Here is a 13231-nt window from a genome sequence, read left to right as displayed (position 1 = left end):
CACAAGACCCTCCCCCGGACACCGGGGAAGGGTCTTGAACGCTGGTGCGGTCAGGCCATGGGGGAGTGGCGCCAGATGGGCTCCCAGTCGGGGATCTCGTGGTAGCGGCGGAATTCCGCGAGCCCCGACAGGTTGCCGCCCCAGGCGGCGTAGGGCGGGCGGCCGTCGAAGCCGCTCTGGATGATCGTGAGGCGGGTCTTGCCGTCCGAATCCGCCAGTTCCCAGGTCGTCAGGCCGGTGGAGCCCCAGTCGATGGTGAGCTTGGCGCCGGGCTCCAGCTCGAGGATCTTGGCGGTGCCCTCGCCGCCCATGGCGACCCTGCCGCCGACGACGGGGTCGATCTCGACCGGATACCCGAACCAGCGGGTGACCGTCTCCGAGTCGACGAGCGAGTCGAACACCGCCTGCGGCGTGGCCGCGATCAGGACCGAGGCCCGCAGGTCGGGCGAGGTGAAGTCGATCTTGGGCGTGAGCGGCCGCCCGTCCATGTACTCGGCCAGGTTGGCCAGCGCCAGGCACCAGTAGGTCATCAGCACGCCCCGGACCGTCGACTCCGCCAGCGCCTCCTCGAAGGAGAAGTGGGTCTGCGACACCGACACGATCGTGGCGTCGGGCCCGTCCTCCTCCAGCGAGAACTCGGTCGTGGTCCGCTCGCCGTCCAGGTCCCAGGCGAAGCGCACCGTGCGCTCGTCCAGGTGCAGCAGGTGCTGGTGCGGTGCGGAGCCTTCGGGCGTGTGGCGGCCCCAGAACTCGTAGCGGTCCGGCGGATCGACCTCGGCGTGTTCGGCCAGCCACACGCGCAGCGCCGCGGGGTCGGTCAGGGCCTCGTGCACCTTCTTGACGGGCGCGGCGACGCGGGCGCGGACAATCATCGGATCACTCATGGTCTTCTTCTCCCTTGGGGTAGCAGGCGACGGCGAGCTTGAAGGGGTCCCCTTCCGCTCCGCCGTACCGGGTGAAAAGGTCCTGCATCGCGCTCTGCACCTCTTCCAGGAACTGTTTGCGCAGCTCCGGCCGGACCCGGATCTCCCCGGACAGGCCGAACGACGGCAGCTCCGGCGCCGACCGGTCCAGCCCGGCGATGTCGCGCTGGACCTCCTCCATGAGGTCCACCAGGTAGCCGAGGCTGAGCTCGTCCTGGGCGCGGTGCAGCCCGATGCGGCCGACCAGGCGCGGCGACAGCCAGTAGGCACGGGCGCCCGCCTGATAGATCCCCTCGTGGATCCCGCGCACCTTGCGCTCGGAGACCTGCTCCACCAGGCCCGCCTCCACCAGGCGCTTGACGTGGTAGTAGACGCGCTGCGGACTCTGCCCGAGCCGCTCGGCGACCTCGCCGCAGGTCCGTGGCTCGGCCAGTTGCCGCAGCACTTCGACGCGCTGCGGTTTGAGCAGGGCCTCGGCCTGCTCGATCTGCTCCAGGTACAGGACATCTCTCATCGCAAAAACAATCCTTTATGTAAAAATCCTCTTTGTCAATGGGGCTGCCAGACCGCAAAGGGGTGCGGCCGGGTCTGCGCGGGTTGGGTGGAGGATGGAGGCATGAGCGGGGCCGGGGACTGGGCTCGGTACTGGCGGGAGCGGGAGCGCCCGCTCGAAGCCATGCACGCCCACTTCGAGCGGCACGTGTACCACCGCCACAGCCACGACGCCTACTCCTTCGGCGTCACGGAGGACGGCGCGCAGACCTTCAGCTGCCGCGGGTCGCGCCACACCAGCGCCGCGGGCATGGTCATGGCCTTCAACCCCGACGACCCGCACGACGGCCACGCCACCGACGCGCTCGGATTCACCTACCGGATCGTCCACATAGGCCCAGAGCTGGTCTCCAGCGTGCTCACCGACATCACCGGCCGCCCCACCGGCCTCCCGCTCTTCGCCGACCCGGTAGTGAACGACCCCCTCCTGGCAGGGGCACTACGCGACCTGCACGCCGCGCTCCTGGGCGGCGCCGGAGAACTCCGCCGCGACGAACTCCTCACCGCCACGATCGCCGCGATCGTAGGCCGCGCCGCCGTCACGCCCCTATGCCCCACCTCCACCCGCGGCCTCATCTCGGCGGGTGCGGGCGGTCGTGGGGCCGAGGTCGCGTGGCGGGTTCGTGAGCTCATCCATGACCGTTTCCTGGACGAGCCGGCACCGGAGGAGCTGGCCACCGTGGCGGGCGCCAGCCGATTCGCCGTCTACAGGGCCTTTCGCGCCCAGTACGGCATGGCCCCCAGCGACTACCAGCGCCAGCTCCGCCTCCGCGAGGCACGCCGCCTGATCGCGGCGGGCATCCCGCTCGGCCAGGTGGCCGCCGAGACCGGCTTCGCCGACCAGAGCCACCTGACCCGCTGGTTCACCCGCTACTTCGGCCTGACCCCCGGCGCCTACCGCGAGGCCTCCTGAGGCGTCAGGAGGCGGCGCCTACCGCGAGGCCTCCTGAAGGGTCAGGAGAGGGAGACGGGGAGTTCTTTGATCCCGTTGATGAAGTTCGAGCGGAGGCGTCGGGCCTCGCCTGTCTGGCGGAGGCGGGGGTAGCGGCGGGCCAGCTGTTCGAAGAGGATGCGGAGTTCGAGTTTGGCCAGGTGGTTGCCGAGGCAGAAGTGGGCACCCCCGCCGCCGAAGCCGATGTGCGGGTTGGGGTCCCGGCCGATGTCGAAGACCTCCGCGTCCGGGAAGACCGAGGTGTCCCGGTTGGCCGAGGAGTAGAAGACGACGACCTTGTCGTCCGCCTTGATCTCCTGGCCGCCGAGCGTGAGGTCCGCCGTGGCCGTACGGCGGAAGAGGTTCACCGGTGAGACCCAGCGCACGATCTCGTCGGCGGCGGTGTGGGCCAGTGAGGGGTCGGCGACCAGGCGCTCCCACTGCTCGGGATGCTCGAAGAGGGCGAGCATCCCGCCGGAGGCGGCGTTGCGGGTGGTCTCGTTGCCGGCGACGACCAGGAGCAGCACGAACAGGTCGAACTCGCTCTCGTCCAGCGTCTCGCCCGATTCCGAGGGCTGCAGGAGCTTGGTGACGATGTCGTCGCGCGGCGCGGCGCGGCGCTGGGCGGCCAGCTGGTTGGCGTAGGCGTAGACCTCGGCGGCCGCGGCGCCGCCCTCCTCGGGTGAGGCCGCGTAGTCGGGGTCCTGGGCGCCGATCATCCGGTTCGACCAGTTGAAGATCTTGTCGCGGTCCTCGACGGGCGCGCCGAGCAGCTCGCAGATCACGTAGAGCGGCAGCGGCGCGGCCACCTCGGTGACGAAGTCGACCTCCCCGGAGGACTTGTCGAGCAGGTCGTCGCAGATGTCGCGGATGTGCTGTTCGAGGGCGCCGATCGTGCGAGGCGTGAACCCGCGGTTGACCAGGGACCGCCGCCGCGAGTGCTCGGGCGGGTCCTGGTTGAGCATCATCAGCCGCTGCAGCTCCACCTGCTCCTGGGGCACCTCGTCGAACAGGGCGAGGCGGCGGTGGGAGGAGAACAGCTCCGAGTGCCGCGAGACGTGCACCACGTCCTCGTACCTGGTGACGGCCCAGAACGCGGGCTCGCCCTCGTGCCGGTAGACGGGTTCGTTCGCCCGCAACCAGCGCAGCTGCTCGTGGGGTGGCCCCGAGGTCGCGTACTGGTCCCGGTCTACGAGGTTGATGTGCACTCCAACCACCCTTGATCAAGCGCTTGGTTAAGACCGTATTGAAACGTGTTCTATTACGCCTTCCGGCCTGAGTCAACCTTGGCTAGAACAGGATCTTGCTTTGAGTGACCATAATCACGCCGAAAACCCAGTCATCGGGTCTTTGGTCTGACCGGATGCCGGTAGCGCCAGGCAGTCCAAAGATCGGAGCTGATGGTCAAAAAACCCTCTTTGCAACCGTTTGCCGTGCGCGTCGGACGAATGCGATCTTCACAGATCGGATGTTTCGCCCCGCGAAGCCTTGACAGCCCCCACCCCCTGAGACCAGCATCGGGAGCTAGAGACATCCGATGTATAGGCGAAGGATGCGGTGTGAAGCTGCTGCGAGTAGGACCTGTCGGCCAGGAGCGTCCGGTGGTGATGGACGACGCCGGCGACCTGCGTGACATCGGGGAGCCCGAGATTGACGGGGCTTTCCTCGCTTCCGGGGGAGTGGCGCGCGTCCGTGACGCGCTTGAGCGTGACGCCCTGCCTGTGGTCGACGCCGGGGGGCTGCGCATCGGCGCTCCGATCGCGCGCCCGGGCAAGATCGTGTGCATCGGCCTGAACTACAGCGACCACGCCGCCGAGTCCGGCGCCGCCGTACCGAGTGAGCCTGTGGTGTTCATGAAGGCGCCCAACACCATGATCGGCCCCGATGACCAAGTGCTCGTGCCCAGGGGGAGCGTGAAGACCGACTGGGAGATCGAGCTGGCCGTGGTGATCGGTGAGACGTGCCGCTATCTGGAGTCCAGGCAGGAGGCGCTGAGCAGGATCGCCGGGTACGCGATCTGCAACGACGTGTCCGAGCGCGAGTTCCAACTGGAGCGCGGCGGGCAATGGGACAAGGGTAAGTCCTGCGAGACGTTCAACCCGTTCGGCCCGTGGCTGGTGACCGCGGACGACGTGCCCGATCCGCAGGACCTGGGCATGCGGCTGTGGGTGAACGGCGAGCAGCGCCAGAACGGCGCCACCAAGAACATGATCTTCGACGTGGCCGAGATCGTCCGGTACCTGAGCCGGTTCATGGTGCTCGAACCCGGCGACGTCATCAACACCGGCACACCCGCCGGCGTGGCCATGGGCACGCCCGGCCAGCCGTACCTGCGTGCGGGGGACGTGGTGGAGCTGGAGATCGACGGCCTGGGGCGCCAGCGTCAGACAGTGGGGCAAGCATGAGTTATCGGATCGTGGGGATGGAGACCCACGACATCCGCTTCCCGACCTCGAGGGAACTCGACGGGTCCGACGCCATGAACCCCGATCCCGACTACTCGGCCGCCTACGTGATCCTGCGCACCGACGACGGGTACTCGGGACACGGGTTCGCCTTCACCATCGGGCGCGGCAACGACGTGCAGACCGCGGCGATCAGCGCGCTGGAGCCGCACGTCATCGGCAAGGACGCCGAGGACCTGGGCGCCCTGTACAAGGAGATGATCAACGACTCGCAGCTGCGCTGGCTGGGGCCCGAGAAGGGCGTCATGCACATGGCGATCTCCGCCGTGGTGAACGCGCTGTGGGACCTGAAGGCCAAGCGCGCGGGCAAGCCGGTGTGGCTGCTGCTGGCGGAGATGACGCCGGAGGAGATCGTCGACCTGGTCGACTTCCGCTACCTCAGCGACGCGCTGACCCCCGAGCAGGCCCTCCAGATCCTGAAAAATGCTGAACCAGGCAAGCAAAAGCGCATAAATCACCTCAAAGCGCATGGGTACCCGGCCTACACCACGTCACCGGGCTGGCTCGGCTACGAGGACGACAAGCTGCGCAGGCTCTGCAAGGAGGCCCTGGACCAGGGGTTCAAGCAGATCAAGCTCAAGGTAGGCGCCGACCTCCAGGACGACCTGCGCCGCTTCGCCACCGCCCGCGAGGTGTGCGGCCCCGACTTCCCCATCGCGATCGACGCCAACCAGCGCTGGGACGTCTCCTCGGCCATCGAGTGGGTGAACGAGCTGCGCCGCTTCAACCCGCACTGGGTCGAGGAGCCCACCAGCCCGGACGACGTGCTCGGCCACGCCGCCATCGCCGAGGGCATCAAGCCCATCCCGGTGGCCACCGGCGAGCACGTGCAGAACCGGATCGTCTTCAAGCAGCTACTGCAGGCAGGAGCCATCTCCTATCTGCAGCTCGACTCCGCCAGGGTCGGCGGCGTCAACGAGAACATCGCGATCCTGCTGCTCGCGGCCCGCTTCGGCATCCCGGTCTGCCCGCACGCGGGCGGCGTCGGGCTGTGCGAGCTGGTGCAGCACCTGTCGATGTTCGACTACGTGGCAATCAGCGGATCCATGGACGACCGGGTGATCGAGTACGTCGACCACCTGCACGAGCACTTCGTCGACCCGGTCGTCATCACCAACGGACGCTACGCCGCCCCGGAACGTCCCGGGTTCAGCGCGGAGATGCGCGAGGAATCGATCGTCGCCTACGGCTTCCCCGGCGGCGAGGTCTGGAGGGACCAATGAGAGCCATCGTGACCGGTGGAGGATCCGGGATCGGCCTGGCCACCGCGACGCTGTTCGTCGAGCGCGGGTGGCAGGTCGCATGCCTGGACGTGAACCCCCCTGGCGACCCCTTCATCGGCATCAAGGTGGACGTGACCGACGACGCCCAGGTCCGCGCCGCGGTCGCGGAGGCGGCCGAGCGGCTCGGCGGCCTCGACGTCGTCGTCAACAACGCGGGCATCGGTGCCCAGGGCACGATCGAGGACAACCCGGACTCCGAATGGCAGCGGGCCTTCGACGTCAACGTGTTCGGCATGGTTCGGGTGGCCAGGGCGGCCCTGCCGTACCTGCGCAGGTCGGAGCACGCCTCGATCGTCAACACCTGCTCGATCGCGGCGACGGCCGGGCTGCCGAACCGGGCGCTGTACAGCGCGACCAAGGGCGCGGTGCTGTCGCTGACGTTGGCGATGGCGGCGGACCACGTCCGCGAAGGAATCCGGGTCAACTGCGTCAACCCGGGCACCGCGGACACGCCGTGGGTCGGCCGGCTGCTCGAGGCGGCCGACGATCCCGAGGCCGAGCGCAAGGCGCTCAACGCCAGGCAGCCGATGGGCCGCCTGGTCAGCGCGGAGGAGGTCGCCATGGCGATCGCCTACCTGGCCGGACCGGACGCGGGCGCCACCACGGGCACCTCGCTGGCGGTGGACGGCGGGATGCAGGGATTGCGGCTCCGGCCGACGAATTAAGGAAGGTACCTCCCATGAAGCTCGCACCAGTCCTCGCGACAGCGGCGGCCGCCGCGCTGCTCGCGGCCTGTTCCAATGGCACCGCCACCACTTCGGGAGGCGGCGGTGGCGGCAAGGTGGGCATCGACCACCCGCGCGCCGACTCGGACTTCTGGAACTCCTACATCAAGTACGTCCCGCAGATGGCCGGCGAGCTCAAGGTCGACCTGATGCCGCCGACCAACTCGCAGAACGACGTCACCAAGCTGGTCAGCAACGTCCAGGCGCTGACCGGCCAGGGCGCCAAGGCGATCATCATGGCCCCGCAGGACACCGGCGCCATCGCCACGACCCTGCAGCAGTTGGAGAACAAGAAGATCCCGGTCGTCTCCGTGGACACCCGCCCGGACAAGGGCAAGGTCTTCATGGTGGTACGCGCCGACAACCGCGCCTACGGCACCAAGGCCTGCGAGTTCCTGGGCCAGAAGCTGGGCGGCAAGGGCAAGGTCGTCCAGTTGCAGGGCGCGCTGTCGTCGGTCAACGGGCGTGACCGCTCCGAGGCGTTCCTGGACTGCATGAAGACCAAGTTCCCCGGCATCACCGTCTTCAGCGAGCCGACGGAGTGGGAGGGCAGCAAGGCCGCGTCCATGCTGCAGACCCGGCTGGAGCAGAACCCGGACATCAAGGGGATCTACATGCACGCCGGCGGCGTCCACCTGGCGCCGACGCTGCAGGTGCTCAAGCAGAAGGGCCTGCTGGTCCCGCCGAGCGACCCCAAGCACGTCTTCGTCGTCTCCAACGACGGCATCCCGCAGGAGTACGACGCGATCCGCAAGGGCGAGATCGACGCGACCGTCTCCCAGCCCGCCGACCTCTACGCCAAGTACGCGCTCTTCTACGCCAAGGCCGCCATCGAGGGTAAGACATTCACACCGGGCCCGACGGACCACGCCAGCACGATCATCCAGCTGCCCAACGGCCTGGAGGACCAGCTCCCTGCCCCGCTGGTCACCAAGGACAACGTGGACGACAAGAGCCTTTGGGGCAACCAGGTCAAGTAATGAAAAATCACGTTGAAGCCCTAAATGTCACGAAGCGCTTTGGTCCGACGACCGCGCTGAACGGCGCGGGCATCGAGATCGCCGAGGGCGAGACCCGCGCGCTCGTCGGCAGGAACGGCGCGGGGAAGTCCACCCTGGTGTCGATCCTCACCGGGCTCCAGCGACCTGACGAGGGCGAGGTGCTGTACTCGGGAGAGGCGGCGCCCGCCCTCGCCGACAGGGACGCATGGCGGCAGCGCGTGGCCTGCGTCTACCAGAAGTCCACGATCATCCCCGCGCTGACCGTCGCGGAGAACCTCTTCCTCAACCGGCAGGGCACCTACGTCAACTGGCGCGACCTGCGCGCCAGGGCCCGCGAGGTGCTGGCCACCTACGAGGTCGACGTCGACGCCGAGGCGCTGGCCGGCTCGCTGAGCGTGGAGCAGCGCCAGCTGCTGGAGATCGCCCGCGCGCTGTCGTTCGGCGCGAAGTTCATCATCCTCGACGAGCCGACGGCCAGACTGGACGGCCCGGCCATCGAGCGCCTGTTCACCCGCATGCGGGCGCTGCGCGAGCAGGGCGTGACGATGATGTACATCTCGCACCACCTGGACGAGGTGTATGAGATCTGCCAGAGCGTCACGGTCTTCCGCGACGCCCGCCACGTGCTCACCAAACCGGTCGCGGACCTGCCGCACGACGAGCTCGTCGCGGCCATGACCGGCGAGGCCACCCAGGCCTACGAGTCCCGCCCCCGTACGGCGGGCACGAACGTGGTCCTGGCGGGGGAGCGCCTGTCGCTGGCAGGCCGCTACACCGATGTTGATATTTCCGTTAAATCGGGAGAGGTCGTAGGCCTGGCCGGTTCCGGCAGCAGCGGCAAGGTCAGCGTCGCGGAAACCCTGGTAGGCCTCCGCAAGCCGGACGCGGGCACGGTGACGATCAACGGCAAGAGTGTGAAGCCAGGCGACGTTCCCGCCGCCCTGCAGGCCGGGCTCGGCTTCGTCCCCGAGGACCGCCACCACGAGGGCTTCGTCCCCCTGCTGTCGGTGGGCGAGAACGCCACGATCCCGATCGCCCGCAAGCTCGGCCGGTTCGGCCTGGTGCTCCCCGCCAGGCGCCGGGCGAAAGCCGTACAGCTGATCAGGGATCTGGACATCAAGACCGAGGGGCCCGACCAGCCGGTCGCCGACCTGTCCGGCGGTAACGCGCAGAAGGTGGTGTTCGCCAGGGCGCTGGTCGACGACCCGTCCGCGCTGGTCGTGATCAACCCGACCGCCGGCGTCGACGTGAAGGCCAAGCAGGCGCTGCTCGGCGCCGTGGAGGACGCGGTCGAGCGCGGGGCGGGGGCCGTGGTGGTCTCCGACGAGCTGGACGACCTGCGGATCTGCGACCGGGTGCTGGTGATGTTCCACGGCAGGGTCGTCAAGGACGTGCCACGTGGCTGGACCGACCACGAGCTCGTGGCCGTGATGGAAGGCATCGAAGAGTGACCACATTGACTGCGCCCACCCCCCGCGTGCGGATCGCCAGGTTCAGGGACCTGACGCTGGTCCCGGTGATCGCGCTGCTGCTCGTGGTGGGCGCGATCCTGGACCCGACGTTCCTGACGCCGGGCAACCTGACCAACGTGCTGCAGCAGCAGGCCTCGATCTCGCTGCTGGTGCTGGCCGAGGCGATGATCCTGATCGCGGGCAAGTTCGATCTGTCACTGGAGTCGACGGTCGGCACCGCCCCCGGACTCGCCGTGATGCTGGTGATCCCCGCCGCGGCCGGCGGATTCGGCCTCAACCTGCCCGGCGCGCTGGTGATCCCGCTGGCCCTGCTGATCGGGGCGGCCGTCGGTGCGTTCAACGGGTTCCTGATCATCAGGTTCCAGCTGTCGGCCTTCATCGTCACGCTGGCCATGCTGATCATCGTGCACGGCCTCCTGCAGGGGCCGACCCAGGGCAAGACGCTCTTCCAACTGCCCGACTCGATCCTGTACCTGGGCAGCGCGGTCTGGTTCGGCCTGCCCGCCTCCATCTGGATCGCGGCCGTGCTGTTCGCGCTCGGCATCTTCGGCATGGGCTACCTGCGGATCGGCCGCGCGCTGTACGCCATCGGCGGCAACATCGACGCCGCCAGGGCCGCCGGTATCCGGGTTGACCGGGTGCTGTGGGGCGTGTTCATCCTCGGCGGTGTGCTGGCCGCGCTCGCCGGCGTGCTGGAGACCGGCCGTCTGGGCGCCATCGGCAACGGGCAGGGCGTCGGCTGGATCTTCATGGTGTTCGCGGCAGCCGTCATCGGCGGCGTCAGCATGGACGGCGGCAAGGGCACGATCCTCGGCGCACTCACCGGCGTGCTGGTGATCGGACTGGTGCAGAACATCCTCACGCTGAAGGGTGTCTCCGGCTTCTGGCAGCCTGTCGTCTACGGCTGCATCATCCTGATCGCGCTGATGATCAGCCGGATCGCGGGCGGAAAGGCGCAGGACTGATGGAACGGCTGGCTCTGCACACCCGGCTCAAGCCCGGCATGGAGGACACCTACGACAGGGAGCACGCCACGATCCCGGCCGAGCTCGAGGCGGCCATGCGCGAGCACGGCGTGCGCTCGTGGCGCATCTTCCGCGACGGCCTGGACCTGTTCCACGTCGTCGAGGTCGACGACTACGCCGCCCTGCAGGAGGCGCTGCGCGACAACCCGGCCGACCAGGCCTGGCAGAAGCAGATGAACCGCCTCCTGGACGGCGACTTCGACAAGGGCTCCGCGGGGCTGAAGCTGGTCTGGGAGATGACGTGATCGAGCTGCCGCCGTACGGGTTCGGTGCCGCGCCGATCGCCGGGCTGTACCGGGCGGTCAGCCCCGAGCAGGCCCGCGCGACCGTGGACGCCGCGTGGGAGGCCGGGGTGCGGCTGTTCGACACGGCGCCGCACTACGGGCTCGGCCTGTCCGAGCGGCGCCTGGGCGAGGCGCTGCGCGACCGCTCGGGATACGTGCTGTCAACCAAGGTCGGACGGCTGCTCGTGCCCGGGGAGGCCGGCCCGGACCCCGACGGGTTCGACATCGTGTCTGACCTGCGGCGCACCTGGGACTTCTCGCGCGACGGGGTCCTGCGGTCGCTGGAGGAGTCTCTCGAACGGCTGGCCGTACCGAGGATCGACATCGCGCTCATCCACGACCCCGACGACCACGTGGAGCAGGCGCTCGACGAGGCCTACCCGGCGCTGGCCGAGCTGCGGGACCAGGGCGTCATCGGCGCGGTCGGCGTGGGGATGAACCAGTGGCGGATCCCGGCGCGCTTCGTCAGGGAGACCGACCTCGACGTGATCATGCTGGCCGGGCGGTACACGCTGCTCGACAGGTCGGGACTGCCGCTGCTCGACCTGTGCGCCGAGCGCGGCGTGCGGGTGCTGGCGGCGGGGGTGTTCAACAGCGGCATGCTGGCCACGTCCACGCCCGGCACGACCTTCGACTACGTGCCCGCGCCTGAGCCCATCGTGGACCTGGCCAGGAAGATCGCGAAGATCTGCGAGTCGTACGGCGTCAGCCTGCCGCAGGCCGCGATGGCCTTCCCGCTGCGGCACCCGGCGGTGGCCTCGATCGTGCTCGGCGCCCGCTCGCCCGAGGAGGTCAGGACCAACGCCGCGCTGTGGGAGCGGGAGATCCCCGAGGAGCTTTGGGCAGAGCTGGAAACAGTCGGTAGTTGACGACATCCAGAAACGGGGAACGCCCCTCGGCATGGCTCTGCACAAAGAGTCCGCGAAGTCCGCCTTGAGCGTCGAGCGGCTGACCAGGGGGACGCCGCCCGACCACCTCAGGAAGGGGTTCCACCACTGACGGGCTCGAGGGCCGCCGAGCCCGATCGGCTGCTGGTGCTCACGGACGGCGTCTACGCCATCGCGGCCACGCTCCTGGCGCTGGACATCTCCGTCGGCGCCGACCTGTCCCCGGCGGAGTTCGCGGCCGCGCTGCACGCCGTACTGCCGAAGATCGGCGCCTACGCGCTGAGCTTCCTGGTCATCGCGGCCCTGTGGCGTGCCAACCGCCGCATCTTCCTCCACACCGTGCGCGTGGACGACGTCACGATCAACGTCTCGCTGCTCGGGCTCGGCCTGGTGGCGCTCCTGCCCTTCCCCACCTCGCTCCTGGCCGAGTACGGTGACCAGCCCCAAGCCGTGGCGATCTACTCGGCCGCCGTCGCCCTCGCCACCGGAGCCCAGCTCGCCCTCCTTCTCGCCGTCTGGAAGCGCCCCGGCCACACCCACCGGCAGATGCCGCCTGCGCTCATCCGCAGCTGGGCCCTGGACCTCGGCGGCACGGTCGCGGTCTTCGCCGTCACGATCCCGCTGGCCTTCGTCCTGTCCGGCTACGCCGAGCTCGTCTGGCTCGTCCTCATCCCGCTGAAGATCTCCCTCGGGCGCCGCTCCCAACGGCTCGAACGCGGGCTCTCCTAGGTGGGGATGTAGAGCCAGGACTTGGAAGCGCCGGGTTCGTAGGGGGAGGACAGACGCTTGGCGAGGATGCCGGGCAGGTGCTGGTCGCGGGCCGTGCGCAGGACGGGCTGCGGATCGCCGGGCCAGGAGGGCGCCGTCTGCCAGCGAGGCCCCGTGAGGCCCAGCGCGTCCAGTGCCTCGCGTCGCGCGGTGTACGGCTCGGCGGTCAGCGAGCGGCCGTCGTCGTAGAGCAGGTCGTAGGCCACGAAGACCTGCGTCCCCGAGAGGGTGACGATCTCGCCGTCCAGGATCGAGGTGCGCGTGCCGAAGGAGGCCGCCAGGGGGCGGAGCCAGGGATGGTCGCGGGCCGCCTCCGTGCGGCCGCCCTCGATGGGGACCAGCAGGCGCTGCCCGCCCCAGGCGAACTCGAAGGCGTAGGCGCCGGCGTCCTTGGGCGGCTTGGCGCGCTCGACCGGCAGCATGGGCTCCAGCGGCGGCAGCGGATCGCGCGTGGCGGCGCCCATCAGGTGGATCATCCAGTCCTTGCCCCTGGTCTGGAACAGCGCGAACCGGCCCGAGACGCGCTCGCCGTGCAGGACCACCTTCACCTCGCGGTCGGACCACTTCTCCGCCTCGTAGACGCCGCGGTCCCAGACGGTCATGGCGCCGCCGCCGTACTCGCCCTCGGGGATCTCGCCGGAGAAGTCCAGGTACTCGATCGGGTGGTCCTCCGTGTGCACGGCCAGGTGGTTGGTGCCGGGGTCCTGCGGCAGGCCCTTGGGGATCGCCCAGCAGGCCAGCACGCCGTCGCGCTCCAGCCGCAGGTCCCAGTGGAGGGCACGCGCGTGGTGCTCGTGGATCACGTAGGCGTTGCCGTCGCCGGGATGCTCGGCCTCGGGGATCGGTTCGGGGGTGCGTGCCGGGTCACGCTTGCTGCGGTACTTCTCCAGTTTGTCGCCCACGAAGGGCCTATAC

The 13231-nt window shown here is 69.2% G+C and carries 14 protein-coding genes; 10 read left to right on the top strand and 4 right to left on the bottom strand.

Annotation, left to right across the window (positions count from 1 at the left end; translation table 11 throughout):
* Nucleotides 1-50: 50 nt before the first annotated feature.
* Together KIK09_RS33945 and KIK09_RS33940 are read right to left on the bottom strand one after the other, a co-directional pair.
* On the bottom strand, nt 51-884 hold the full coding sequence (locus tag KIK09_RS33945) for an SRPBCC family protein (RefSeq protein WP_250574143.1): 834 nt from the start codon (nt 882-884) through the stop codon (nt 51-53).
* The gene (locus KIK09_RS33940; protein ID WP_214323474.1) at nt 877-1437 is read right to left on the bottom strand and encodes an ArsR/SmtB family transcription factor; all 561 of its coding nucleotides are present in this window, start codon (nt 1435-1437) and stop codon (nt 877-879) included. Before KIK09_RS33940 ends, KIK09_RS33945 begins: the two co-directional genes overlap by 8 nt.
* Before the next feature lie 102 nt (nt 1438-1539).
* On the opposite strand from KIK09_RS33940, the gene KIK09_RS33935 reads away from it, so the two are divergent.
* Complete coding sequence (locus KIK09_RS33935; protein WP_250574142.1) at nt 1540-2388, top strand: AraC family transcriptional regulator; 849 nt, start codon at nt 1540-1542, stop codon at nt 2386-2388.
* Nucleotides 2389-2429: 41 nt separating this feature from the next.
* Here KIK09_RS33935 and KIK09_RS33930 read toward each other — a convergent pair whose 3' ends face one another.
* Nucleotides 2430-3614 (bottom strand): cytochrome P450, encoded by a 1185-nt coding sequence (locus tag KIK09_RS33930; protein WP_214323473.1) that lies wholly within the window; start codon nt 3612-3614, stop codon nt 2430-2432.
* A 351-nt stretch (nt 3615-3965) separates the two neighbouring features.
* Here KIK09_RS33930 and KIK09_RS33925 point away from each other — a divergent pair, with 351 nt between their 5' ends.
* The 9 genes from KIK09_RS33925 (at nt 3966) to KIK09_RS33885 (ending at nt 12277) form a co-directional block, all read left to right on the top strand.
* Nucleotides 3966-4811 carry a fumarylacetoacetate hydrolase family protein gene (locus KIK09_RS33925; RefSeq protein ID WP_214323472.1) on the top strand — a complete coding sequence of 282 codons (846 nt, stop codon included), beginning with the start codon at nt 3966-3968 and terminating at the stop codon, nt 4809-4811.
* Nucleotides 4808-6094 carry an L-fuconate dehydratase gene (locus tag KIK09_RS33920; RefSeq protein ID WP_214323471.1) on the top strand — a complete coding sequence of 429 codons (1287 nt, stop codon included), beginning with the start codon at nt 4808-4810 and terminating at the stop codon, nt 6092-6094. Before KIK09_RS33925 ends, KIK09_RS33920 begins: the two co-directional genes overlap by 4 nt.
* Complete coding sequence (locus KIK09_RS33915; RefSeq protein ID WP_214323470.1) at nt 6091-6819, top strand: SDR family NAD(P)-dependent oxidoreductase; 729 nt, start codon at nt 6091-6093, stop codon at nt 6817-6819. The genes KIK09_RS33920 and KIK09_RS33915 overlap by 4 nt, the downstream gene beginning before the upstream one ends.
* Nucleotides 6820-6833: 14 nt before the next feature.
* Nucleotides 6834-7859 carry a sugar ABC transporter substrate-binding protein gene (locus KIK09_RS33910; protein ID WP_214323469.1) on the top strand — a complete coding sequence of 342 codons (1026 nt, stop codon included), beginning with the start codon at nt 6834-6836 and terminating at the stop codon, nt 7857-7859.
* Nucleotides 7859-9331, top strand: a complete 1473-nt coding sequence (locus KIK09_RS33905; protein ID WP_214323468.1) for a sugar ABC transporter ATP-binding protein — start codon at nt 7859-7861, stop codon at nt 9329-9331. Before KIK09_RS33910 ends, KIK09_RS33905 begins: the two co-directional genes overlap by 1 nt.
* Nucleotides 9328-10317, top strand: coding sequence for an ABC transporter permease (locus tag KIK09_RS33900; protein WP_308164445.1), 990 nt, complete (start codon nt 9328-9330; stop codon nt 10315-10317). Before KIK09_RS33905 ends, KIK09_RS33900 begins: the two co-directional genes overlap by 4 nt.
* Nucleotides 10317-10622: an L-rhamnose mutarotase gene (locus KIK09_RS33895; RefSeq protein ID WP_214323467.1), complete on the top strand. Its 306-nt coding sequence runs from the start codon at nt 10317-10319 to the stop codon at nt 10620-10622. The genes KIK09_RS33900 and KIK09_RS33895 overlap by 1 nt, the downstream gene beginning before the upstream one ends.
* The gene (locus KIK09_RS33890; protein ID WP_214323466.1) at nt 10619-11530 is read left to right on the top strand and encodes an aldo/keto reductase; all 912 of its coding nucleotides are present in this window, start codon (nt 10619-10621) and stop codon (nt 11528-11530) included. The genes KIK09_RS33895 and KIK09_RS33890 overlap by 4 nt, the downstream gene beginning before the upstream one ends.
* Before the next feature lie 165 nt (nt 11531-11695).
* Nucleotides 11696-12277: a TMEM175 family protein gene (locus KIK09_RS33885; RefSeq protein ID WP_214323465.1), complete on the top strand. Its 582-nt coding sequence runs from the start codon at nt 11696-11698 to the stop codon at nt 12275-12277.
* Here the strand turns inward: KIK09_RS33885 and KIK09_RS33880 are convergent.
* A complete protein-coding gene (locus KIK09_RS33880) occupies nt 12274-13218 on the bottom strand; it encodes a DNA polymerase ligase N-terminal domain-containing protein (protein WP_214323464.1) in 945 nt (314 codons plus the stop codon). The genes KIK09_RS33885 and KIK09_RS33880 overlap by 4 nt on opposite strands.
* Nucleotides 13219-13231: the final 13 nt, after the last annotated feature.

Origin of the sequence: Nonomuraea sediminis, from assembly GCF_018531495.1 — a bacterium.
Taxonomy (GTDB): Bacteria; Actinomycetota; Actinomycetes; order Streptosporangiales; family Streptosporangiaceae; genus Nonomuraea; species Nonomuraea sediminis.
The sequence above is the reverse complement of the archived record's forward strand: the minus strand, read 5'-3'. Positions and strand labels throughout refer to the sequence as shown.